Genomic DNA, 23,360 nt, shown 5'->3' on the forward strand with positions numbered 1-23,360 from the left:
GCACTGGATTAAATGGTTATCTTCAACACCTGACCGGCGGCATATTCGGCATTGCGGGTGAGCTGGCGCTGCCATGCCTGGTTGCGTGGCGCCCACTTGAAAGCGTTACGCTTCAAAGTCGTACGCATATCGGTATCGGGTATTTTGTCGAAGAGGATTTGCAGGCGGTCTTCTTCGAAGTTGTAGACCACCTTGCCGCCATCGAACGGAATCTCACGATTTTCACGGCTTGCCCGTTCCTGCTGCTTTTCCCGCACCTTGCGGACGAGTTCGGGATACTTGAAGATTGAATGGCGTGCCGTGACGACAGGTTTCTTGACTTTGTCGTTCCACTCTCGCAGACGAGCGACGGCACGGTCGATGATTTCCACGTTGCCATGGTTGACATAGGTGGAGAGTCGCCCGGCGAGGTTGCTGACGAAGAGAGCCCGGCTATAGCCTCGTGCCGTACCCGTATCGATACCGTGAATGGTCGAGGCGGCATCGTCGATAATGGCCTTGACCTTCTGCCACTCCTCCTCGAGACGCTGTTCTTCGGGCTTGGCCGTTTCGGTAGCCTTGCGAATCGCTTCGAGTGCAAGTTCTCGCCATTCCCGGAACGCCGTGACGCTCCTGGCGTGGCTGTTGCAGGCCTTTTCGTTGCGGCCCGTGTTGAAGCGTGCAGGCCCCGTAATCATTGCGCTGGCACAACGGCTGTTGGCGGCGATCATGGCAGAAAAATAGCGTTTGTAGTTTTCCATGTAACGTCCCCACTGCTGCTCGGGTATCGACTGCAAATCCTCGTGCAGTTCCTTTTCGTGCGAGGCGATGTCTGACTCACCCCGCTCGTCGGGAGAGAAGGAGGTGAGGTTGTAGGAGCTGCACGCCTGCTTGAAATATTCTTCCAGATAGCCCGGGTGCGCCACTTCCACAACTTCCCAGTCCTTGAAGTCCGCCGGGGCGAGGATTTCTTCCTTGCCCGGATTCCCTACAAGATGGGAATAGCTGCAATACCCGTGTCTCTTTCCCCTGAAAAGAAACGTTACCGGTTCACTTTCCGGGGCATCCACGCGCCGCACCATGGTCACACGATGGGCATTCTCCTTTGTCAATAATGTTGTTTCCATACCTTTCTTCTTGATTTCGTTATTTGATTGTTTCCGATTTTTATTGTTGCTTCATCCGGGCGGCATGGTCCATTACGGAGGCGAACCCCACCTCGATACCTATCTGGTATCCGCCCTTGATGGTCGATTCCAGCTCCGCCTCGCTTTCGATCAGGGATTCCGAATCATCGGCATAAAGCCTGTACAGGGAGAATACGTCTGCCTCCCATAGCTTCCGGGCATTTTCCGCCGACACAAGCAGCCACACGAAACCGTCCTCACGGGTTACCTTGACGGCGGCTTCGCCATGGTTCAGAGTCCGCCACTCCCTGATGTCCAGTGCCACCCTCCACACGATATACATCAGCGCATCGTGGCGGCTTTTAATATCAGGGGAATCGCACAGGCGGCTGGCCACATCTTTGAGCGTCCGGAAAGAATCCGCCATGAACTGCTCCACGACATACGGCTTTTCGGCAATGGCGGAACAGGCATCGTCCGCCCTGCCTGATTCCGGCACGGCCTGAATATCCTCCTCTTCAAGGAAGATTTCACGGTGCAGGTAGTCCAAGTAGTAATATGATTTCATTCCGCTTATTCTTTGGGGGTGAAAGTGATTCTCGTGTGCCCGTCATAACCGAAGGACGGTTTCAGGCCGAAGGCTTCGGCATCACTGCTGATGCAGCAGATGTCCCAAATCTCCAACCCTCCGGCGCAGGTTATGACGGTATTGTTTTCAGATATTTGCGGCGACTTGTCTTTCAATGCAGCTCCGCCGCAGATGCCGCGTAGAATAACACCACGCTGATGGGTGGTGAGTCCTTTCGTTTCCATAGACCTAATCTTTTGCTTTTACACCGAACATGTTCTCCATTGTACTGGCGAGGGCTTCCTTGAAACCGTCGCTTACGCCCCAGTATTCAAGTAACCCGTTGCCGATGATCTGCATCTGTTCGTCGGTGGGCATATCGCCGTCATACCCGTATTCCTTGAGCAGGGCACGGCTGATGATGACACCTTTTACCTCGTTGATTTTATGTTTCTCTTCCATAGCCGTCAATACATTTTTACCCGCAGACCAGATATCTGCTTTCTCGTTATTTCTGTCATTTTCTTTATCCGTTTATAAAAGCATAGGGGCATTCCGCCCCCATAGTTGTTATTAATTCATATTATTTTGCATGAATTTTTCCGGAACACCTATCCGGCATAGATGTACTTGAGCTTGGGTACTCCGTTCTGGAGCACGGTGAAGGCGTTTTCTTTCACCTGCACGTCCTTTGCCTTTGGCCACCATAGCCACGAGAGTTTCCCGTCGGGTTTGAGGAATGCCACGGCATTACCCTGCACTTTCCCGACCTCACGCACGCCGAGGTCTTTTCCGCCCTCGAGCAGCCGGACGCACCGCCACTTCGAGCCAAGCGTCATTTTCCGTTTCACGTCTGCTAATGTTTTCATACTCATTGCGTTTTTATTATTGCATATAAATTCTGCATTTCCGGTTGCACCGTCTCAGGCTGTCCGCCGAGAGCGGGTAGCTGCGGTTCAGGTGGTCGGGGAACCCCTCGCGGAACATCAGCTCCGCCGTGGCGTACTCCTTGCACCATTTCCGCCGGCGCCTTCCACGGGCAGGTTTCGTTTCCGGCATCCGCTTTTTCGGGGATTTCGGCACGCGCCATTTCCCACCGACAAACACCGCTTCATATTCCCGTTGCAACACGCCGCTGCAATACGCCGCCACGCTGACGGCGGGCACACTTCCGAGCTGTCCCGTCGCGGCAAGGCTGTCAAGCGTATCGGTGGCAGCCTTGAAACTGGCAAAGCACCCGTAACCGCGGGTGCGCTTTGCGTCAAACACTTCTATCATATTTATTCGTTTTATTATTGGCACATCCGTTCTCCGCTTCCCCGCACAGGATAACAGCGGAAGCACGGCAGGCGGTTCCGCAGAACGCCAGACCGTGCTTAACCGTGTTATATACAAGGTAGGCACAACGCCTCACGGCGCAAGGAAGTCATATCGGAGGGAATTTTAGAAAAGTGCGGGCATTTCAGGGTGCAATCCTGACACAGTGTATATCAATGCCCGAAAAAGCGCGCACGCCCCGCAGTTTCCGCAGCACGTGTGCGCGTCATGTTACTCGCCATCGTCCCCGCTGTCAATTCCGGCGGTGATGTTGCATATCTCCTGCAATGCCGATTCTATCTGCACAAGGTCGTCGATGTCGAACTTCACGGCATCGCAGTCCTTCTCCCACACTTGGCGGGCTATGAAGACGGCATCATGCAGCGACCGCTCGGACTCTTCCAAAGCGGTTTTCAGGTCGTCCACGGTGTACTCCCCGTCCTGCGGCGGAGGTACAGTCCCGGCACCGTTTTTTGCCGGGAAATTCTTTTCGCCTATCACGTTACAGTTGCTTTCGCCCGAAATGAAAAGCGCGTATCCATGGCATACGCCACAAGAACACGCGCTTACGACGGCAGATACGAAAAGGGCAGGCAGTCCCACACGTTCAGCGGGCTGTCTGCCGTCCTTTTGCCTTTTTCGGGCAGGTTTCAGTTACTCCGTTGCCCTTATGCCGCTTTTTTGCTTTCATCGGCAACCGTTCCGGCAGGCTGTTCCGCCACCTTTTCAGCCTTGCCGGTCTTGGTCGTTTTCTCGGCAGGCTTTTCGAGGCTGGCGAGGTTCGGGGCGAAATTCATGGCGTTGCGGATAGCCTTTGCAGCGGCATGGATTGTCTTTTGGAAATCACGGTTTGACTTCTCGAGGTCTACTTTGGTTGGCACAAGACCGATACGCGCCCAAACGCTGTCGGTAAGGTCGTACTTCTTGATACGGTTTCCCGACTTCTCGCAGATGATGATTTCCGCAGGGGTTGTGGCACGGAATTTCGAGCGTATGCCGTCGGCATCGGCACGCAGTTTCTTTTCCTCCGCAATGGTGTGCCACATAATTGCGACCATGTTTTTAATCACACGGAAAATCTCGTTGTCCGACTTGTCGGCAGGCTCAAAGTCCGCACCGAAAAAGTGCTGTGCCGTCTGCACGAGTTCTCCGTCCTTGTTGGTAGAGTTGTAAACCAACATGATACCTGCAAACGAACCGATGTTTGCATACTGTTCCTTGTTCAATTTAGAAGTTGCCATAATGATAAAATTTTAGAAACACTGCGCAAAATCACGCATTGCGGGCACTCGGGGAGTCGAACCCCGAACTCTGCACCATAGCGCAAAGTGTGGCATTTCCTGCCACGCGCCCAAAAATTTGCCGTGCATTTCACCCTGCACGGCAAAATTTTTCGTAACTTTGTCGCACTTAAAACGTACCCCATAGCAGAGCTATCCAAATGAGCGCATTTTCGGCATATCGTGTATCGGCTTACTCACGCATCACTCGTGTCGTGGCTCTGCGCTGCTTTACTCCAATTTCGGCAGGACGCTTCTCTGGCACGTCCCGGATCTTTCCCAATCCGGCAGCTAACTGTAAGGTGGGGCATTTAGGCGTACCGAGCCGGGTATTGGGCATAACATTAGCATATACATTTACCGGCGTCCCCTATGCGGATAGTTTTTACCGCTATCGTGCATTTTATTCCGAGCGCACAAGGGCGCAATTATGGCATTATTTTTACACGTCCTTTTTCCATACAACTCTCGCACTCCCAAATTTGCGTGCTTTGCGTATGCGGACTAAAAACACGTTTTTAGCCGTTCCAACTTGCTACATTGGTTTGTAGTCCTGCTCGGTGTGGTTATTTAACACCCTATTTAATCGCTCCAAAGCGAACAGGCGAATTTTTGATTTTCCAAGCCTCAAAAATAGGTTTCCCACAAAAAGGGCTTTTTGTTTCTCGCTCTCGGCGGTCTTTGCTTTTCTGTTTTTTAATTCTGTTTTTTTACTATCTATTTTTTTATTCGTTTTTCTCCGTACTTGTTTGCCGTTTGTTTGGCTTTCGAGTACATGACTATTATAAAACCGTTTTTCAGAACTGCAAAACTTTTTGAGAAAAAAATTTTGGAACGTTCCAAAAACAGCCTTTTTACGAATATGGAACGCACGCGCGCGAAGAGAATTTGTAAATAGTTGAATATCAATTAAATAGAAAAGTAGGTTTTCTTTGAAAAAAATTTTTTCCTTTGCAAAAATCAAAAAAGCCCCGTTTCAACGTATGTATAAAATCAAAACTTTCTTTATTGGTTGATTATCAGAATATTAAGTATTTGAAACGGATAAAATAGTATTGAAAAGATTTTTTCGCTTTCAATTTGTAAGTAATGATAATGCAAAAGACGTTTTTAGGCTTACTTTATACAAAAGTAAACCTAATAAATCATTGATATTCAACGGTGTAATAAAAATAAAAAGATTGGGGAGGGTGTGCCTGCGGGTGCGGATTCGGTCTCTGTCCTCGGGCCGTTTTTTCAAGTCCGGTTTTCCAAAACGGCTCAAAATGCGGCTTTCGGATTGAAACTGTAAGCAGGTATCAAAAAATATACAGTAAAGTACTTGTATTTATCATGGTTGTTTAGTGTGCCGGTGTTCACCATGTCCCATATTTTTGAGATATTCTCACTTGTGGATGCCTGTCCTTTCAATTTTCACGGGTGTACAGACTTTCTGCACGATTTCCGGGTTCCGGCTTGAAGCTGTTTTTTAGATACGTTGAAAACGCATCAAAAAATATATAGGACACGTCGGTATATTGACTGTTCTTAACCGGATTGGACGACGGAAAAGGAGGATGTGTATTCCTGTCATTCAGAATGTTCGGATATGCTTTTCACAATCGGGCAATCTTGTAATGTTTTGTTCCTTAATCATATAGAATATACAGAACAAAGCTATCCACATGGATTCCGACTTATTTGTACGGTTTTTGTGACTTTATACAGGAAACCGTGGAAATGCAGAAGAAATGGGGTTCAGTCACCTGCCTTTTTGGTGAATTATACGTATATTTGCCGTATTGTATCCACTTATGTATGAAGTATGGCATTTTGCTGTTACAGGAAATATCTGGATAAAGAATCGAAAGAATGGAATCATATCATAAGAAGAAAATCGGGAGTATTCCGAAAGATAGCACGGGTGGGTCGTCCATTCGCAAGGGAATGGTCGTCTTCAACGGTGGGACATCGGAAACCGGACTTGTGGGAGATGTCACGGGTAATTGCGTGTCGGTTCCGGTAAGGATGACTGCGGGTAGAGAACTCGTTACCGATGACGCGGTCATGTTTATGAATGATTGCCGGGAAGCGAGCGAAGAGCAAAAGATTGCCCTCCAACGCCTGCTGAACGAAGGCCATCTTGCATGGGACAAGCGCCGGGGTGTATGTTCGGAATCTCTCTATGCTCCCAAAGACGGGCAGTTGGTAAAACTCAGCATCCTGGATGAGCATGTAATACTGGGGGCTTTTAAGGAAATCGACGCAAAAGGACGTATTGTGCTGTATTGCCTGCTGGACGAAGACGGGAGCCTGCGCTATTCCCTGCATGAAACAGTCGGGTACGCGGTGAATCTCCAGATACTGCCTATCGGAACCAGTGGCCGCGGCAGGTTTTCCGATGCCCTACGCCAGAAAGGGCTTGCATGGAACGGACGGCTGAAGGAACTCGAACGGCTGGCAACACGTGTCAGACGCGGTGACAAGTACTATTACCTGAATGACATACTGGAAATCCGTGAATGCAGGGACAACAACAGGCCGGCGGACAGGAAACGGTTGGAATGCGGGAACTATTTCATGGAGCGCAGGGATGCCGAACTGGTGCGTGAGTGCGTGCGCTCTGTCGTCAGGCTGAACCGCGACAAGGATGCCAGACTGTAACAGGATGACGATATAAGTTTTTTTTCTGTTTCTCTCTCTTGTATCTGGGGAGGAAGTGGTCCTTTAATCCTCATCTTATCCGTTTTCAACACTTTCCGATTCAAAAAAACAAAAACAGACGGCGTGCCGTCTGTCATGATTTGTTTCTTTTTTGGTATCTTTTTTCTTTGCGTCAAAGAAAAAAGTACATCTTTCTTCTTTCTTCTTGTATAATACTACTTATAGTATTGTTGCTACATTTGTAACACCCCTCCTGTCAGATACACGGTACATTTGTACCACATTGAAGGGAAAGATGTGGCGAATTTCGCGTCTTTCCACCCAAATTCCACTATCGGGAGCATGAATCGCAAGCCGATGTTGCCGCTTCGGAAAATTACAGTCGCCTTTTGCAGGGCAGCATTGCAAGAACGAAAACGGTCTGATTTTCACGTGCAGGAAAATAACCGCAAAAAGAGATCCGATAAAACATCTATATATGAAAAATATCCCCTATATTTGCATAAAATTCACATATAACTGCGATATAATATGATTATTCAGTTCACAGTCGAAAATTTCCTTTCGTTCAAGGAGCCGGCGACCTTGTCTTTGGCTGCTTCCGCGCTGAAAGAAAAACAGCCCCGGTCCGATGAGATTGTTTTTGAGCTTGAAGGTACGAACCTCTCTTTGCTGAAGAGTGCGGTCATCTACGGGGCTAATGCCAGCGGGAAATCGAATCTGGTCAAAGCGCTCGATTTCTTCAAATGGTTTGTCATCAATTCCTCCAAAGGCGTGCAGTCCGGCGAAAGCATACGGGTGGAAAGTTTCCGTCTCAACCGGAGGACGGAACAGGAGCCCAGTTATTTTGAGGCGGTCTTTGCCGACGAAACGGTCCAATACCGCTATGGGTTTGAAGTCGATGAAAAACGTGTACACCGGGAGTGGCTTTATCAAAAGGGCAACAAGCGCAAGGCAAAGGAGGTGGAACTGTTCCTGCGTGACGGCGATGAGTATGAACTGCATCCCAAATTTTCGGTCGGCAAAGAGGTTGTCGCCAAAAAAATGGTGCGCGACAATGCGCTGCTTCTTTCCGTGGCAGCACAGTTCAACGAAAGCGTCTCGGTGGAAATCATGGGATGGTTGGCCAACACCACGATTGTTCTTGGCAGCAGCGACGAGCGGATTTGGGAAATGGCGATAGCCCAGATCGATGATCCGTCCATGAAAAGGCGTATTGTGGAGTTTGCCCGGTTTGCAGACTTCGGAATCGACGACATACGCAAGGTTGACAATACAGTCATCAGTTCACACCAGCAATATGACGAGGAGGGCAACGCCACGAAGACGGTCACTTTCCCGTTCCGCGTAAACGAGTCGGAGGGTACGATCAAATACTTCTCGCTGGCTTATCCTATAATCGACGCGTTGGATCATGGCAAAAGGCTGGTTGTCGACGAGTTCGACTCGAAAATGCACCCTCTGTTGACCAGTCGCATCATCGGGCTGTTCAATTCCAGAGTGACAAATCCCAGGAATGCACAGTTGATTTTCACGACACATGACACCAACCTGCTTAATGCAAGCCTGTTCCGCAGGGATCAGATCTGGTTTACACAGAAAGATTCGTTTGGAGCCTCGGAACTCTATTCGTTGGCGGAATACAAGGTTCGCAACAGTGCACCTTTCGAAAAGGAGTACCTGATGGGGAAATATGGCGGTATCCCTGTCATCGGCCAGTTTGAACGGTTATTTGACCTGAGGGAGGAAGAATATGGCAGCACGGACGAACAAGCGTGATCCACGCGCGGCACGGACACTCAGGCGTATCAGTTTTGTCCGTGAGGTCAAACAATCCTTCCTGATCATCTGCGAGGGGGTAAATACGGAACCGGATTATTTCAATGCGTTTCGCCTGACCTCCGCCAATATTAAAGCGGTAGGCCAGGGACTCAATACGGTAGGTCTTGTCCAAAAGGCTTTACGGATGAAAGAAGAAGAGCGGAAGAAAGGACGCGAGTATGACCAGTGCTGGGTGGTATTTGACAAGGATGACTTTCCCGATCGGGATTTCAACCGGGCTATCGGTATGGCGGAAGCCGGTGGCATGAGGGTGGCATACAGCAACCAGGCTTTCGAGTATTGGTTCTTGCTGCACTATAACCTGGTACAAGGCCCGATGCACAGAAATCAATATGAAACAAAGCTATCCGGCTTGTTGGGCTTCTCCTACAACAAGGAAGCCGGTACAGGCGGTCGTGTTTTCAGGGAGCTGGGCGGTAAACAGGCTCAGGCCATCACGAACGCAAAAGCCGTATTGCGCCGAATGGAGGGAATACCGCCGGCACAAGCGGAATCTTCGACAACGGTGCATCTTCTTGTGGAAGAACTGAATAAGTATATTTAGCATATTCTGTCGTTTGCCCGGATAATATTGTACCCGGCTACCACCTCCTTCCGGTTTTATCGGATTTTATGTCGCAAAAACACAAAAACAGACGGCAAATCACAACGATGCCGTCTGTTTTTATTCATTTACGTTCCGTGGACAGATACGCTCAAACTTTTCGGTGTCTCTCTTTCCATTGGCTGACCTCTTCGTCAGAGACGGATGCCACGGTCCTTTTTTCCACATCGAACATCCGATGACAGAATGCCCTGGTAGAAAAAGGATTTCCAAGTTCCGCCAATATCCCTACAAGCCGGTTGTAGGAATCCATGTGCCACAGGTAATCGTACATCCCGCTGACCGGCACCCGTTCAAGCAATCCCATACGCGTTGTCTTTTCCACGCACTTGTCGAAAATCCGCGAACCCATCTCCATGTTCTCCATGTAGTACCGCTTGCTGCGCAAGGTGTCGTAACCTTTTTCACGCAGGCGTGTACGGTCTGCCATGTACAGCATGAAGATGACCTCTTCCGGGGTGAACGCGCCGACCAGCCCGGTGAAGCATTTCATAAACGGTATCACGTGTTGCCTTTTGTCGTCATTCCCTTTCATGTCCGTTTTCGCGTTCGTTCGTCCGTAATGTTTCCGCTTCCCCGTCATCCTTAATCGACGGATTGACATAGAACTGGCATATCCTGCCGTTTATCATCGGTTTATACACGGCGTATCCCAGTTTTTTGGCGTAACGCCCCACGGATACGCGGTTGGCGAACTTGCCGGTATGTTCCGTCAGGTGTTCCGACATCTCCCCGACGGTCATTCTGCTTTTCAGTTTCATATCATTCGCGTTTAAATGTTTTCCTGATAAAGGATAGCCGCGACTAATACGAACTGTTTGCAAATGGTATGAATTAATAAGAGGCGGTTCCATGAAATCGGCAAAGGAGGAATCAACCGGTTATACTGATACTTCATTCATGAAACCGTCCCTCATCTATTTTCCCATTATCCGGACAATCTCCCGTATCGTGTCGAAGTTCCGCTCGTCCAGCCATTCTTTGGCCACGTTCCACGAGAGCGACATTCCGAACTTCAGGTTCTCCATGGTGATGGTATGGTGCGACAACCTGCCTTCAGTGGGCTTGAGCCCTGCCGCGTGCAGTTCACACAGTCCGTCCTGAAAGAACGTGCACCCGCCTGCTTCCTGTTTCGCCTGTACCATCGGCACGATATACGGGATTTTTCCCAACAGCAGGCCTACCGCCCACCGAGTGGGTGCAAGACGCTCCCTGTATCCGGCTTTCAGCAACCGGAGGATGTCTTCCGGCGTACCGAGGCACGGTATCCGGCATTGCTGCCTGCACAGACGGCAACGGCACTCTACCGGCCGTCTTCCTGTCTTGCGGATGATCCGCTGTAATGCCGTTTCCATCGCTATGCACCCGGTGGGCAGTATTCAGGGTTCCTCTTGCGCCACAGTTCTATGATACACTCCCGTCCGGCCTGTGTCCATCGTTTGGTGGATCCGAAAGTATATACCTTGCCCCGGCTGTTCTCCCACGTGTAAGGCACATCGCATTGCCAGGCCCGGCAGGAAGGAAAGACCACCCATTGCCGCTTCTCGTACTTGCAGATGCCCTCTTCGGCAAGGAACTGGTGCAACTGTCGCGGCGATATGCCGAGTTCGTCAGCGATGCGCGTGCTCTTGAACCAGTCCCTGTTCTCGATAAACTCCTCGTAGAATACGATTTTCGGCAGGGATTCACTCACCACCTTCCGCAGTTCCAGAATCAGTCTCGTCGCCGATTCCATATCCTGCGGCATGGGACAATCCATACAGGGCAGACCGGGTGCCGCCACCCTGGGGCGTTCGCGTACGATTGTCTTCCCTCGTTTCACGGAGAGTTTGCCGATAGCCTCGCCCAACCATTCCGCCAAAGACAGGTCAGGGGCGATCCATCTGGCCAACGGTATGACAAGCGGTGATTCCAACCAGGTCGCACCGTGCCCCCGCCCCCGTGTGGTGAAGACTTGCGACTCGTATTTCCCGGTATGTCCGTTGCCGGCCATTTCCCTGCGGAGCATATCCGTGGAAGCGATGCGTAGCCATTCAGACGGGATTTTCCCGAAGTGCATCGTGATCTGCGTGGCGTTGACCATCAGCTTGTCGCCGACACGCCGGAACGTGACGGGGAACCCTTCCTCGAAGTGCATGACGATGTCGTCCTGCGGGACGGCGTGCAGCTCCCCGGCTTCCAGTTCCAGAAGCTTGTTGCCCCACACTTCCAATTCATCAAGCAGGTCACGGGGTATAATAGTCTCCTTGCGTACCAGTTGTAAAAGCCGACGCATATCGATGGGACGGAAACCCCACTGTTCCCTGCCGTTTTTCCGGAAACTGATTTTCAATGCCGTCGGGCAAACACGGGCGATGGCGCCGTTTTCAAGCAGTTCGTCCCGCTTGAGTATATCGCATATATCCACGGCGCAGATATGGAGCTGGCCGTTATGGTTCCGGGAAACCCTTATGTTCCAGTCCCGGAACGGAACATTCCTATTTTCCCTCATAGGTATTTCCTCCTTTCTTTTGGTTATCAGACTTACGTTTGTTTTCAAGCAAGGCTCTCTTATGTGCCATCTTGCGCACCGGATAGTACGTGCGTTTCTCGCCGCAAAGGGCGTCATAATCTTTCAGCATCAGTGTGCCGAGGTCGGCCAGCTCGATTTCCACATCCGGATGCAGATGCCTGAAATAGAGTCCGCCGCTGCATACATACTTGCCCGTGCAACAGAATGAGATAGCCTGCAAGTTGCCTTTTGTCAATTCCGCCGCGCTGTGCAGCGAGCGCGTGACCGCTACAAGAACCTGTGCCCCGTTGAAGATGAGCACCATCTTGGGTCGTTTAAATGTGCTGCGTCTCATGTTGTTCTAAAATTTGCGTTAATTCCTCCTTTGTAAATCTAAGACCGGCAGCCTGTACCAGCCAAGTGTCTGAAACCGTAAATCCACCGGACAGCAGTTCGTCCACGCGCTCCAGAAGGTAGACACCGAACGCGGGATCGATGTAAACGACAAATAATAGAGCCAGACATTCATCAATTAACAGGTGTCCCGACGCCTCGTCACGGATGATCATCTTTTCCCTGTCTATTCCGTAGGCGTCTGCCAACGCCGTTGCCCAGTGATGGAAAGCGACACGGAAATCACGGACATTATGCCGGCGTGCATCTCCTTTGGCCTGGATGAAGCGTGTCGCGTCGAAATAGACCGGTCCGTCTTCCCGTAACGTTCCGAAAAGCAGATCGGGGAACTCCCTGTACCGGATTATCCGGCAGGGAATCTTTTCTTCTTTCATGTTCTCTTTTTCATTGTTCTTGGATTTGTATCTAACGTGGTGCAAAGATATATCTTTTTAATATGAAATACACTATAAATATATACATAAATTACACTTTTAATAAATTGTTAATTACTGATAATAAGATATTTACAACGCAAATAAAACCGAAATATCTATATATTTAAGTTGCATATTTCGGTTTGTAAATCAAGCATTAAGAGTCCCGTTCTCCATATATTCTTTTAGCCGTAAAAACCTCTCTTGAGGATTGTCTCTACTCTTTGAACAAGAAACAAAAAAATTATGGCTACATCGGACAAATCATTTAACGGGGAACTCTTGGAGAGTATTTTTAAGACCTCCAAAAAGACAATTCAGGAGTATGTTCGCGAAATCGAGCGCAACAACCGCTACCGTTCATGTCGTCAGGATACCGGTTCGGGATATATTCTCGATGACCGCGCCCGGCTCATTGACCTGTATGAAGCCTGCCTGCAACAGGACGCTCATATACGTTCCGTTGTCGAGACACTGGAAAGCCAGATTCTCGGCGACCGCTATATGCTTGCCCGTGTAAACGAAAAGGGAAAATACATCAAGGACGTGGCGAACTCCCTGAAGATACAGGGTTCGCAGTTCGACAAGATAATCAAGGGCATAGTGGAATCCAAACTCTACGGGTACACCCTGCTTGAAATCATGCCGCATACTGACCCCAGAACGGGCAGGCTGGCGGAAGTCAACATCATCGAACGGCGTAATGTGTTACCGGACCAGAAAACGGTACTGAAGCGGCAGGGACTGTGGGAGCCGCATTGGGATTTACATGACCCGGCATATTACCGTTGTTATGTACTGGTAAACTCCGGCGACTTGGGACTTTTTTCCGCCACGACCCCTTTGATACTGGCCAAGAAATTCACGGTGGCCAACTATGTGAACTTTTCCCATACTTACGGACAGCCGATTATCCACGGAAAGACGGTCAGCGAGAGCAACGCCGACCGCAAGAGGCTGGCTAACGAGATAGCCAACGCGGCACAGAACAAGGTGGTGGTTACCGGCATTGAGGACGAGGTCGATATCAAGACATTCACCATGTCCAACTCGGAAAAGATATATACCGGGCTTATCGAGTTTGTGAACAAGGAAGTTGCCAACCTCGTGCTCGGCTCCGAGTCGATGGCCGGAGGGATGCAGTCGTACGTGGGTTCCACGAAAGCACACCAGGACATTTTCCGCGACCGTATCGAAGTCTACCGTCGGTATATCGAAAACATCATGAACGAGGAGATAATCCCCCGCCTGGTGGCTATCGGGTATATCCCCGGAGGATTGGAGTTCCGGTATTCGAACCGGATAGAGATGAGCAACGAGGACCGCATCAAGCTCTATTCGCTGATCACGGACAAATATGAAGTGGCGGCCGATGAGATCGAGAAAGAGTTCGGTATCAATGTGGGCCGGCAGCTCAATGTTATCCCGGGATTAGGTTTCGGAGCCGAAGGCGGCTCATCCGGTCTCAGCCACAACGACCGGGGCATCATGTCGGACGAGGAGTATTTCCGGCGTTACGGACGCCCCCGGGGGGCGAAGGTCGGAAATTTTCTGCGGGGAGCGGAATAGAAGCCCGTCTTCCGCTCCCGGACAACGCTCCGTTCAGAGCTGTCAGGGCATCTGCAACCACGGAATCCGATACGGAAAAGGAGTATCGTGTCATTTTCGATGCATTCCGCAGGCTGATCCTCTATTGGGAGAACAGCGCGGAACGTCTCGACATTATAGAGGACATCATCACCCTGCGTGCCTCTTTCCTCATAGACCGTGCGCTGACAGGTCTGCGAATCGACATGGACCGGGCATTGGAGATACTGAAAAATCACAACTCCTTTACAACAGAGAGGGAACGGCAGCAGCGTGACATCCTGATTGCAGCCATAGACAACCTGGTGGATTTTGCCGCGGCAGAGGAGTATTCCATGCTCGGGGAACTGCCCGAGACAGCGGATGAACAGGACATGGAAGCACACGAAAAGATATGCCGCAGGTATAACCTCGTCCATGCGGAGGAAGAGAACAACCAGGTATTCTTCGCGGCCTCGATGGCCGCATGGTGGATGGCGGTGGATATGGATACCGTGCTTACCTACATGACACAAGGCGATGAACGGGTACGTGCCTGGCATCTTTCATTGGAAGGGATTTCCTTCCGCAAATCCGAGTTTCCTCCGGAACTGATACCGCCGATCGAATGGGGATGCCGCTGCTTTCTGGTCGCGGAGGGGTTCGCCGCTGTCCGGGCGGCTTTGCCGGATAAGGGAGACTATCTGGAAAAGGTGGATCCGGTCTTCCGGGAGAGCCTGGCAACCGGCGGGCGTATCTTTTCCGATGCGCACCGCTATTTCTCCGTCCCGCTTCCGGGTTACATGAATGATATTGTGAAACGCATTAAAGGAAAGTTCGCCTATGCCCAAGATAACGCTTGATGAGTTTTGCAGCCACTGGGTAAGCAGGACCAGTACGCGCGTCATGGCCAGCCGGCTAGAGTTCAACGTATTCGACTTCGCAACTGCTGCCGGTGACTATACCAGGCAGCAGTTCCTGTCCTCATTCGCTTCGGGGGGATTCAACGGTAGCAAATGGGCGCCTCGTACCTCCAAATGGGGAAAGAGGTTCACCCATCCTCTCATGAACGATACGGGGACTCTGGCCCGGAGCATACAGTCGGAAGCCGGCCGGACAGACATAGTGGGACGGCGTTCGGACCGTACGCGCATCTTCCGGAAAGGCGCCAGGTATTGCATGTGGACTACGGAAAAGAGCTTTCCAGTCAAGGGCAAGCGGGGACGCAGCAAGGAGCGTTACGGGCATTATGCCGCCATACACAATACCGATCCGAAGTTCGGGCTGTACACGGTAAACCAGTATTCCACGCGCCGTCCCGTACACCGGCAGTTCATCGGATTCTCACCGAAAACGGACGACTATATCGCCGTCCATTTCATAGATATGATTTTTAAAGGATTTCCACACCAGCCGCTATGATAAAAGACAAACACCCCGCACCACAGCCCGCACAACCGTCGGCACCGGCGGAGAGCCTGCCTGAAGAAGTTTCCGCGAACCCTTTCGTGGAGATATACCGGGCCGTTAAGCGGGCTGTCCTGACCCTGCGGGAGAATCCGGACGACCCGTTGTCGCCGCCCCTGTTCAAAACCGTCGCTATCGACAACGGCCAGTTCGCCCGCATTGTTCGTGACGATAACACGGAGTATGAGACTGTGTTCCCTGCCGTGTTCATCCACTTTATCAACGTGAGGTACCTGGTACAGCAACAGCGTATCGGTGAGGGACGCGCCACCATGCGCGTGCGGTTTATCCTGAATACGCTCAACAATGCGGACGAAGACAAGGAATGCGAGGCGTTTCTGGTCTTCCAGCGGCTCAATGTAGCCATACAGGATGCCAAGAACCATGAGCCGGCGCTGAGCGAGCGGTGCAACCTGACCTATTTCGACATGCCGCTTTCAACCAATATGTTGCAGGCGTACTGGATAGACTACGAGGTATGGTTCAGGGAATCTTCCGCGTGGAAATACAGGGACTGGGTAAAAAGGTATGTGGTCATGCCCCCGTTCACCCAACACAGCGATGCGCCGCAACATGACAGCGGCGGACACGGCTTCCATCCGCGTCCGGAACATGACGAAGTATCTGGTTTTTCGGATACCGGATCGAAAAATTGAAATCCATGCAGGAGATTTATCCGCACTGCGTATAAACAGACATGAATCAGCAGATAATACAAGACTCATGATACATTTTCTGTACTTGCTGAATTTAGAATGTTCAGCATGCCGGTCTTGATACAAATAGTTGCAACCGGTCTGTAATTTGAACAATCTATTATACTGTAAAGATAATCGCATTTCCATAAATGGATGGATTCTCATATTTCCACTTCCATAAATAGCAGTGCAAAACCTTTTCTTTTCCCACCGCCTACTCTTGTTCAAATAACCCTTGCATATGGATATGAACACACTTCAATATGTCGTCGGAGAGGCGAAGGCAGGCCAGCCGGCTGTTATCCGTTTCTTCGGTCGCGTGACGGAAGAGACGACCTCACGTTTCAATGACGAGTTCGACTTTTTGGAAAATATCATCCGTCCCTCCTGTATCCGTGTGTTGATCAACTCGGAGGGCGGCAGTGTCCTTTACGGCATGTCCACCTATTCCACCATCGCCAATGCCACGGTGGATACGGAATGTATCATCGAAGGGGTCGCGGCATCGATGGCCTCCATCATCTGGGCGGCGGGCAAGCGTTCTCTCATGCGTGATTATGCCATACTGATGATTCATAACCCGATGTTGCCGGACGATGACGGAGGGGAACCGTCGGACATGGTAACGGCTTTTACCAAACAGATCGAGACGATTTACCGGAAACGGTTCGGCCTGAAAGCGGAGCATGTGCGGGCCATCATGGACGGACAGGCAGGAAAGGACGGGACCTATTTCGACGCACAGGCTGCCGTCAAGGCCGGCATCATACCTGCGGAGCATGTCATCCATACCTCGAAGCAGCTTTGCCGTAAAGTGCATGACGAGATAGAAGGATTGACCGATACGGCCGCCATCCAGGAACTGATGAGCCGTGTCAGCGCGGGAAATAAACCTTTCAAAGGCATTGAACCTACTCTTACAGAAACGGAAAACGATATGGCAAACGAAAACAAGACACAAGGCTTTGAGTACGGGGCGATTGCAGCCTCGCTGGGCATGAAGGACGGTGAGGTCAAGGACGTGATGGCACGTATCTCTGAACTGGCCGCGATGGAACCCAAATACAGAGAAATACAGAAATCACTGAGCGACGCGCAGACCGTCATCGCCGGAAAAGACGCCTCCATCCGGAACTTGCAGACAGACCTGGCCGCAGCGACGGCACGCCTTTCCGCCTACGAGCAGAAAGAGAAGGACGAGCAGGCTTCCCGTATCGAGACATTGGTGGAGAATGCCATTGCAGAAGGCAAGATTGACCGTGAGGCGAAAACGCAGTGGGTGGAGATGGCCGGTTCCAACTTCGAGTTGGCGGAAAGCACGCTGGCTTCCATTCCCGCGCGGGAGAAAATCTCGAAGGAAATCGCCGATGACCCTGCCAACATCCAGGCCACGGCGGAAGCGACAAAGACCGCCGAACAGCTGATGGCCGAGAAGGTGGCGGAAGTGGTCGGTGCGGATTTCAAGTTCCGAAAGCTCTGACAGACTATCCGCGGGCGTCCGCCCGATTTTAACTGACATGCCGGAGACCGCAGTGTCTCGCGCGGAAACAGCAGGTATCCGCCAGTCGGCCGAGTTTCATTCTTCAACGGAAAACTTAAAACGACAATGGCTGATACAGTAAACTTTCTTCAAAACGGGTATAGCGGCGAAGTACTTGAGGACTTGCTGACCTATACCGTGCAGGGCAATGATACAGTCCGCGAGGGACTGATTCATATCAAGACGGGCATCCAGCACCGCTATACGCTTCCTGCCATCAAGCTGGGCAACATTATCCAGGACAACGTGCCGACCCCACAACCCATCCACGGAGCCAAGGGCGATGACGGCACGAACGAGTACCAGTTCACCGAACGCCATCTTGAGCCGTCCGATTTTATGGTCTATCTCGAGTTTAACCCGAGGGACTACGAGAAGTACTGGCGTTTCGCGCAGCCGGAAGGCAATCTCGTGTTCCGCGAGCTCGACCCGAAAATCCAGGCGACGATGCTCCGTCTCCTTATGGACAAGAAAAACGAGTATATCGGAAACGCCATCTGGACTTCCGCCCGCGGAGGAGAGACGGTGGCCAAGATTACCGCACCGGAAGGCTGCACGAAAATCGGAGCCAACAAGGAGAAATATTTTGACGGGGTCATCAAACGGATCCTCGACAATGTGAACTCCTCCGATGCCGAGGTGGTTGCCGGAGGGCAGTGCATCATTTCGGGAACGACCGAGCTGACGGACGGGGCCGCGGTGGAGGCGGCGCTCTATGCGATGTGGAGGAAATGTCCGAAGCAGATCCGAAAGAAGACATCTCTGACCTTTGTGGTCGGATGGGACGCCTGGGACGCGTATGACCAATATATCTCGGACAAGCAGGTCAAGTATTCCGAGAATACCGAGGTCAACCGCTATCGCTTCAAGGGCAAGCGCATCGTCCCGGTCGTGGGAATCCCCGAACACACGATGGTGCTCGGCGAGTTCTCCACCGGCATGGACTCCAACCTGTGGATGGGGGTGGATTACGCGAACGACACGGACATCCTGAAAATCGACCGTCTGCAGGCCAACTCCGAGCTGTTCTTTTTCCAGATGCGCATGAAAATGGACGTGAACATCGTCCGCCCGGCGGAGATCGTGGTCCATACCGCCTACAAGAAGAGCGAATAACACACCTTTCTTCATTCTCAATATCCACCCGGGGAGCGGAGGCAAGGCCCCGTTCCCCATTTTCATTCTACTGTTATGGCAAAGAAAATCAACACGGAGGAAACTCCGCAGACAGACAACAATAATATTCCTGCACCGGAGGCTCAGGCGGTGCCCGTTCCGGAAACGGCATCGGAAAACCTCGGGACAGGCGGCGAGACTGAAGACAGGCTGCCGGCCAAGACCGCGGGGAAAGGGAATGCAGGGTCGGAGGAGACGACAGAGCCTCACATCCTGTCCCTGTTGAAAAAGTTCCCGGCATATCCGTCGCTGTACATCGACACGCACGGAGGAACCTATGCGCCGGACACGGCGGCCGCCATCAGGGGCAAGGCCGTACTCTACAGGAATCCTTTCTACAACGAACTTAAAAAGAAATCATAATGGCACTCGGTAATGTATTTATCAAGGATGTGGACGGCAATATTCCTTACGATACCGGCTCGTCGGGCGAGAAGGTGACGGGACTGCTGTTCGACGTGTCCCTCCAGCCGACGCTTTTCACGGAGGGGTATGGTAAAACCAATGAGACCAGGCTCAAGCCTGGCGATGTCTGCTACATCACCTCGTTCAAGTCCGCCGTGAACGACTTCGGTATCATCGAACGTGTGGAGGCAACCGACGAGGAGGAGATGAATGTCAATTTCCTGCACGGCATCCCGGCATACCATATCCGTGAATTTTTCCGCATGTCCGGCAATCCGGGCGGTTCAGGAAAACTCTACGTGATGTTCGCGGACTGTTCGGCGAACTGGGATGCGCTGGAAATCATGCAGCGTGCTGCCGGGGGTATGATCAACCAGATAGGCATATGGACGGAACAGCCGCTGTGGAAAGCGAACGGCGCATCGGAACAATACAACCTCAATCTGGTAAAGGGGCTCAACGACGTGGCCGTGGGGCTTGCGGAGCAGAACCAGCCGCTCTCGCTCATCCTTTCCGCCAATCCTTCCAATACGGGGGCGGATACGACTGAGGGGCGTCAGATTGACCTGAATAAAATACCTTCATGCATCTGTGAATCAAGCCGTATCAGCTGTATATTCGGCCAGGCGCATCACGAAAAGATCTCCACGATGCAGATGTGCAACAGGAACCATACGCCCGTGGGATTTTTGGGAGCGGTTATGGGAGCCATAGCAAAGGCCAACGTGCACGAATCCATCGCATGGGTCAAGCAGTTCAATCTCTTCGCGGACGATTTCCAGGAAATAGAGTTGGGGTTCGGGGACATCAACCTCGACGAGGCAGAGGAGAACTTCCTCAGCCTGAACCGGTACGAGTCACTCTCCCCGTCACTGCTGGACGAACTCGACGATAAGGGGTATATTTTTCCCATCAAGTATGCCGGCCGCGAGAACGGGATCTACATCTCGAAAGACCAGACATGCTCACATGGGGATTTCCGTACCATTGCCCGGAACCGCACCATCAACAAGAGCCGCCGTGCCGTGCGTGCAGCCCTGCTGCCGTATGTGAACTCACCGCTGATGGTCAATCCTTCAACCGGGTTCCTCGCCCCGTCGAAGATTACAGCTTTCAAGACACTCATCGGGGATATACTGGCCAAGATGCAGGCGGCGCAGGAAATTTCAGGATACGCCGTCACTATCGACCCGAACCAGAACGTGTTGGTGGACGACACGCTGCGCATCTCCTATGTCCTTGTCCCGGTGGGCGTGGCCGTGAAGATTTATGTAGAGGAAGGACTGTCATTAACCGCAAATAAGACATAGCATATGGCAATAATCAACAATGTAGCATACTCGTGGTCGATGATAACCCTGTCATCGACCGCCCTGGGAATCGATGAAGGTTCCACGACCCTTGAAGGCGTGTCGGCCATCAAATGGTCGAAGAAGCGCAAGGTCGAAAGTAACTACGGCATGGGAGGACGGCCGGTGTCGAGGGGGTTCGGGAACATTACCTATACGGCGAGCATCACGATGGACTATGCCACGCAACAGCTGTTGCGTTCGGTGTACGGCTCGCTGCTCGAAATCGGCGAGTTCGACCTGATTATCAGCTTTGCCAACCCGATGGCCGGCGAGGACTGGACAACGACGACCGTAACGCTCAAAGGTTGCATCTTCACGGAGGATTGTCTCGAGTCACAGCAGGATGATACCAATATCACCCATGAATTCGATCTCAACCCGTTCGATATCCAAATCGGCTCGGGTGATACAATCTAAGCTGTCATGGATGTAACTTTCGAGGGGAAATCTTCTACCGGAAAGAACGAATGGCTCACGCCTCCCTGCCTGCTTCGGAGGCTGGGGCCGTTCGATTTGGATCCGTGTTCGCCCGTAAACCGCCCATGGGATACGGCGCGACATCACTATACCATTGAGGATGACGGCCTGCAACAACCCTGGTTCGGACGTGTGTTCTGCAATCCTCCCTATGACACTGCACTGATTGTCCGGTTTATCCGCAGGTGTGTCGAACACAGGAATGCCGTCGCGCTCACTTTTGCCCGCACGGACACGCGCCTGTTCCACGAACTGATATTCCCAAACGCCGATTCAATACTCTTTATCAAGGGACGGCTCAGTTTTTACCATGTTACGGGGGAACAGGGTGGTACGGCCGGAGCGCCGTCATGCCTGATCGCCTTCAACAAAGAAAATACCGCGGTTCTGGAAACATGCGGTATCGACGGGAAGTTGGTGAAGCCACGACTTCAATAGTCAACCATAAATTTGTTACATAATAACCCGTCTGTTTGCCGGATATTGACCTTGGCTGACAGACGGGATTTATGTATGGCAGACTTAAATCGAAATATGCGCTTCCTTATCGAATGACGTATGCTCGTTACTGAACACATAGCCCAACTGGTTGCATATGCACCGGGTGTTTCCGATGACCTTATTGATATTGCGGTGCGAGTGGCCATATATCCAGTATTCAATCGGGCTGTCTGCAATGAAACCGCCAAGCTCCACGGTAAATGCCCCATTGAGCGGACTGCCCTTGAACTCCGGCGCCATCAGTTCGAATGACGGTACATGATGAGTGGCGACAATGAGATGTCTGGCAGTACTTTGTTTTACGCTCTGTTCCAGAAAACGGAAACAGCGCGAATGTTCGTCATTGAACCTTGTCCAGTCCAGCGGTTCGCTGCCGTAACGCATCCTGCGGAAATCTGTGATGGCTGCCTCAGTTTCATAGGCATCCTGCAACAGGATATGTGACCACAGTGTGGTAGCGATCAATTCTATATCGTTACCCAATGGGATAACGGCATTATAGTGGCAGGTGATGTTTTCCCTGATTTTGAGCGACCAGCCGTTATACAGCTTGTCTATGTCGAACATCTTGTAAAACTCGTGGTTTCCGGGAACCACGATGACCCGGCTGTAATTTCCGGAAGCCCAGTCCCAGAACGGATGTCTGGAGTAGTTCTCATCTCCGATATATCCTATATCTCCGGCAAGGACAAGCACTTCTCCGGCAACAGCCAGCGGGTTGTGCTTCAAAAAACTGCTGTTCTCCCGAAACTCGAGATGCAGGTCGGATGCGTATTGGATTCTCATTGTTGTGTTATGAAATTGGCTTCAAGTTGTTCCAATAACTGTTCTCCGGAAATGCTTTTAAGTCCTGCCGATTTGAAAAAATCAGAGTTTGGCACTTCTTCTTTGACAGCCAGGCAAAACCTGTCAACATCTTGTTTAAGCGAATCAGGAACTTCGTAGGTGTCGGCAGGAGCAAGCATGGCAACCAGCCGGAATACATCTTTCTTGTGCTTGACGATATGTTTGCTGTCCACTTGTTCTCCATTGTTTTTCCGCTCGGTCATTTCTAAATAGGCCCTGCATTTCAGACAGATAAGACTTTCAATGTTCGCAATATGTACGCCCTCCTCCAACGTGCTGTGTTCAATGGTATAATTATAATAGTCATCATCCATCAAAATGGCTGACAGACTTGACAGGTCATCATCAACCGGAATGGGGGTAATGTGGGCATCGTCCGGGAATTTGACAACCCCGATATTTCGTGAAAAGAGTTCTATCTGATACGGGAAATCCGGATTTCCCGGTTCCTTGAACCTGTAATATTCATGCCTGCATTCCCCGTTCCCGGTTCCCTTATTCCTTTGTCTGTACCCTGCGGTTTTTACAAACTCCCAGAATTTTGCAGCAAAATCCGAAGACAGCGCCTCCACAATCAGTATAATGTCTATGTCCTTGGTCGCCCTTGGAGTTTGTGCATATATTTCTTCATGCATTTCACAGGCAGTACCA

Annotated in this window: 31 protein-coding genes; 13 read left to right on the plus strand and 18 right to left on the minus strand. The window is 51.2% G+C overall.

Going from position 1 to position 23,360, the window contains the following annotated elements:
• Positions 1 to 8 precede the first annotated feature (8 nt).
• From HMPREF2794_RS20075 to HMPREF2794_RS29305, 10 genes are all read right to left on the minus strand, one after another.
• Entirely contained in the window at positions 9 to 1,106 is a 1,098-nt protein-coding gene (locus HMPREF2794_RS20075) for a hypothetical protein (protein WP_070752419.1), read from the minus strand.
• Positions 1,107 to 1,146: 40 nt separating this feature from the next.
• Positions 1,147 to 1,674: a hypothetical protein gene (locus HMPREF2794_RS20080; RefSeq protein ID WP_070752420.1), complete on the minus strand. Its 528-nt coding sequence runs from the start codon at positions 1,672 to 1,674 to the stop codon at positions 1,147 to 1,149.
• Positions 1,675 to 1,679: 5 nt separating this feature from the next.
• Positions 1,680 to 1,919, minus strand: a complete 240-nt coding sequence (locus tag HMPREF2794_RS20085) for a hypothetical protein (RefSeq protein WP_055205406.1) — start codon at positions 1,917 to 1,919, stop codon at positions 1,680 to 1,682.
• A 4-nt stretch (positions 1,920 to 1,923) separates the two neighbouring features.
• Positions 1,924 to 2,136, minus strand: coding sequence for a hypothetical protein (locus HMPREF2794_RS20090; protein WP_055205407.1), 213 nt, complete (start codon positions 2,134 to 2,136; stop codon positions 1,924 to 1,926).
• 149 nt (positions 2,137 to 2,285) lie between these two features.
• Positions 2,286 to 2,543, minus strand: coding sequence for a hypothetical protein (locus tag HMPREF2794_RS20095; RefSeq protein WP_070752422.1), 258 nt, complete (start codon positions 2,541 to 2,543; stop codon positions 2,286 to 2,288).
• Positions 2,544 to 2,559: 16 nt separating this feature from the next.
• Positions 2,560 to 2,952 (minus strand): hypothetical protein, encoded by a 393-nt coding sequence (locus HMPREF2794_RS20100; protein WP_070752423.1) that lies wholly within the window; start codon positions 2,950 to 2,952, stop codon positions 2,560 to 2,562.
• A gap of 270 nt (positions 2,953 to 3,222) precedes the next feature.
• On the minus strand, positions 3,223 to 3,492 hold the full coding sequence (locus tag HMPREF2794_RS20105) for a hypothetical protein (protein ID WP_008143004.1): 270 nt from the start codon (positions 3,490 to 3,492) through the stop codon (positions 3,223 to 3,225).
• A 167-nt stretch (positions 3,493 to 3,659) separates the two neighbouring features.
• The gene (locus tag HMPREF2794_RS20110) at positions 3,660 to 4,232 is read right to left on the minus strand and encodes a hypothetical protein (protein ID WP_070752425.1); all 573 of its coding nucleotides are present in this window, start codon (positions 4,230 to 4,232) and stop codon (positions 3,660 to 3,662) included.
• Between the two features lie 232 nt (positions 4,233 to 4,464).
• Positions 4,465 to 4,611, minus strand: a complete 147-nt coding sequence (locus HMPREF2794_RS29060; RefSeq protein ID WP_168166618.1) for a hypothetical protein — start codon at positions 4,609 to 4,611, stop codon at positions 4,465 to 4,467.
• Positions 4,612 to 4,806: 195 nt separating this feature from the next.
• Positions 4,807 to 5,235: a hypothetical protein gene (locus HMPREF2794_RS29305; RefSeq protein WP_070752427.1), complete on the minus strand. Its 429-nt coding sequence runs from the start codon at positions 5,233 to 5,235 to the stop codon at positions 4,807 to 4,809.
• Positions 5,236 to 6,122: 887 nt separating this feature from the next.
• Between HMPREF2794_RS29305 and HMPREF2794_RS20120 the strand changes: the two genes are divergently transcribed.
• From HMPREF2794_RS20120 to HMPREF2794_RS20130, 3 genes are all read left to right on the plus strand, one after another.
• A complete protein-coding gene (locus HMPREF2794_RS20120) occupies positions 6,123 to 6,914 on the plus strand; it encodes a hypothetical protein (RefSeq protein WP_070752429.1) in 792 nt (263 codons plus the stop codon).
• A 531-nt stretch (positions 6,915 to 7,445) separates the two neighbouring features.
• Positions 7,446 to 8,693, plus strand: a complete 1,248-nt coding sequence (locus HMPREF2794_RS20125; RefSeq protein ID WP_070752431.1) for an AAA family ATPase — start codon at positions 7,446 to 7,448, stop codon at positions 8,691 to 8,693.
• A complete protein-coding gene (locus tag HMPREF2794_RS20130; RefSeq protein WP_004293618.1) occupies positions 8,668 to 9,300 on the plus strand; it encodes an RloB family protein in 633 nt (210 codons plus the stop codon). The genes HMPREF2794_RS20125 and HMPREF2794_RS20130 overlap by 26 nt, the downstream gene beginning before the upstream one ends.
• A gap of 151 nt (positions 9,301 to 9,451) precedes the next feature.
• On the opposite strand, the gene HMPREF2794_RS20135 is transcribed toward HMPREF2794_RS20130, so the two are convergent.
• From HMPREF2794_RS20135 to HMPREF2794_RS20160, 6 genes are all read right to left on the minus strand, one after another.
• Positions 9,452 to 9,943 (minus strand): hypothetical protein, encoded by a 492-nt coding sequence (locus HMPREF2794_RS20135; protein ID WP_229032689.1) that lies wholly within the window; start codon positions 9,941 to 9,943, stop codon positions 9,452 to 9,454.
• Positions 9,882 to 10,121 carry a hypothetical protein gene (locus HMPREF2794_RS20140; protein WP_004293616.1) on the minus strand — a complete coding sequence of 80 codons (240 nt, stop codon included), beginning with the start codon at positions 10,119 to 10,121 and terminating at the stop codon, positions 9,882 to 9,884. Before HMPREF2794_RS20140 ends, HMPREF2794_RS20135 begins: the two co-directional genes overlap by 62 nt.
• Before the next feature lie 156 nt (positions 10,122 to 10,277).
• Entirely contained in the window at positions 10,278 to 10,715 is a 438-nt protein-coding gene (locus HMPREF2794_RS29985) for a hypothetical protein (protein ID WP_004293615.1), read from the minus strand.
• Between the two features lie 2 nt (positions 10,716 to 10,717).
• Positions 10,718 to 11,851, minus strand: a complete 1,134-nt coding sequence (locus HMPREF2794_RS20150) for a phage antirepressor KilAC domain-containing protein (protein WP_004303966.1) — start codon at positions 11,849 to 11,851, stop codon at positions 10,718 to 10,720.
• Positions 11,838 to 12,176, minus strand: coding sequence for a hypothetical protein (locus HMPREF2794_RS20155; protein ID WP_004303967.1), 339 nt, complete (start codon positions 12,174 to 12,176; stop codon positions 11,838 to 11,840). Before HMPREF2794_RS20155 ends, HMPREF2794_RS20150 begins: the two co-directional genes overlap by 14 nt.
• Positions 12,177 to 12,186: 10 nt before the next feature.
• Positions 12,187 to 12,639 carry a hypothetical protein gene (locus HMPREF2794_RS20160; protein ID WP_004293612.1) on the minus strand — a complete coding sequence of 151 codons (453 nt, stop codon included), beginning with the start codon at positions 12,637 to 12,639 and terminating at the stop codon, positions 12,187 to 12,189.
• A 288-nt stretch (positions 12,640 to 12,927) separates the two neighbouring features.
• Here HMPREF2794_RS20160 and HMPREF2794_RS20165 point away from each other — a divergent pair, with 288 nt between their 5' ends.
• The 10 genes from HMPREF2794_RS20165 to HMPREF2794_RS20210 all read left to right on the plus strand — a co-directional run bounded on the left by HMPREF2794_RS20165 (position 12,928) and on the right by HMPREF2794_RS20210 (position 21,800).
• Positions 12,928 to 14,250 (plus strand): phage portal protein family protein, encoded by a 1,323-nt coding sequence (locus tag HMPREF2794_RS20165; protein ID WP_004303969.1) that lies wholly within the window; start codon positions 12,928 to 12,930, stop codon positions 14,248 to 14,250.
• Between the two features lie 224 nt (positions 14,251 to 14,474).
• Positions 14,475 to 15,110, plus strand: a complete 636-nt coding sequence (locus HMPREF2794_RS20170) for a phage minor head protein (protein WP_004303970.1) — start codon at positions 14,475 to 14,477, stop codon at positions 15,108 to 15,110.
• Positions 15,091 to 15,669 carry a hypothetical protein gene (locus tag HMPREF2794_RS20175; protein ID WP_004303971.1) on the plus strand — a complete coding sequence of 193 codons (579 nt, stop codon included), beginning with the start codon at positions 15,091 to 15,093 and terminating at the stop codon, positions 15,667 to 15,669. The genes HMPREF2794_RS20170 and HMPREF2794_RS20175 overlap by 20 nt, the downstream gene beginning before the upstream one ends.
• The gene (locus HMPREF2794_RS20180) at positions 15,666 to 16,370 is read left to right on the plus strand and encodes a hypothetical protein (protein ID WP_004303972.1); all 705 of its coding nucleotides are present in this window, start codon (positions 15,666 to 15,668) and stop codon (positions 16,368 to 16,370) included. Before HMPREF2794_RS20175 ends, HMPREF2794_RS20180 begins: the two co-directional genes overlap by 4 nt.
• A gap of 283 nt (positions 16,371 to 16,653) precedes the next feature.
• Positions 16,654 to 17,892, plus strand: coding sequence for a Clp protease ClpP (locus HMPREF2794_RS20185; protein ID WP_004293607.1), 1,239 nt, complete (start codon positions 16,654 to 16,656; stop codon positions 17,890 to 17,892).
• A 126-nt stretch (positions 17,893 to 18,018) separates the two neighbouring features.
• Positions 18,019 to 19,068: a hypothetical protein gene (locus tag HMPREF2794_RS20190; RefSeq protein WP_004293606.1), complete on the plus strand. Its 1,050-nt coding sequence runs from the start codon at positions 18,019 to 18,021 to the stop codon at positions 19,066 to 19,068.
• Between the two features lie 75 nt (positions 19,069 to 19,143).
• Positions 19,144 to 19,491 carry a hypothetical protein gene (locus HMPREF2794_RS20195; protein ID WP_004293605.1) on the plus strand — a complete coding sequence of 116 codons (348 nt, stop codon included), beginning with the start codon at positions 19,144 to 19,146 and terminating at the stop codon, positions 19,489 to 19,491.
• Positions 19,491 to 20,843, plus strand: coding sequence for a DUF2586 family protein (locus HMPREF2794_RS20200; protein ID WP_004303973.1), 1,353 nt, complete (start codon positions 19,491 to 19,493; stop codon positions 20,841 to 20,843). Before HMPREF2794_RS20195 ends, HMPREF2794_RS20200 begins: the two co-directional genes overlap by 1 nt.
• Before the next feature lie 3 nt (positions 20,844 to 20,846).
• Entirely contained in the window at positions 20,847 to 21,302 is a 456-nt protein-coding gene (locus HMPREF2794_RS20205) for a hypothetical protein (RefSeq protein ID WP_004293603.1), read from the plus strand.
• Between the two features lie 6 nt (positions 21,303 to 21,308).
• On the plus strand, positions 21,309 to 21,800 hold the full coding sequence (locus HMPREF2794_RS20210; RefSeq protein WP_004293602.1) for a DNA N-6-adenine-methyltransferase: 492 nt from the start codon (positions 21,309 to 21,311) through the stop codon (positions 21,798 to 21,800).
• A gap of 84 nt (positions 21,801 to 21,884) precedes the next feature.
• Here HMPREF2794_RS20210 and HMPREF2794_RS20215 read toward each other — a convergent pair whose 3' ends face one another.
• Both HMPREF2794_RS20215 and HMPREF2794_RS20220 read right to left on the minus strand, forming a co-directional pair.
• A complete protein-coding gene (locus HMPREF2794_RS20215) occupies positions 21,885 to 22,649 on the minus strand; it encodes a metallophosphoesterase (RefSeq protein ID WP_004293601.1) in 765 nt (254 codons plus the stop codon).
• Positions 22,646 to 23,344 (minus strand): hypothetical protein, encoded by a 699-nt coding sequence (locus tag HMPREF2794_RS20220; RefSeq protein WP_246839623.1) that lies wholly within the window; start codon positions 23,342 to 23,344, stop codon positions 22,646 to 22,648. Before HMPREF2794_RS20220 ends, HMPREF2794_RS20215 begins: the two co-directional genes overlap by 4 nt.
• Positions 23,345 to 23,360: the final 16 nt, after the last annotated feature.

The sequence above is a fragment of the Bacteroides sp. HMSC067B03 genome (genome assembly GCF_001811315.1).
In the GTDB taxonomy this organism is placed as follows: Bacteria; Bacteroidota; Bacteroidia; order Bacteroidales; family Bacteroidaceae; genus Bacteroides; species Bacteroides faecis.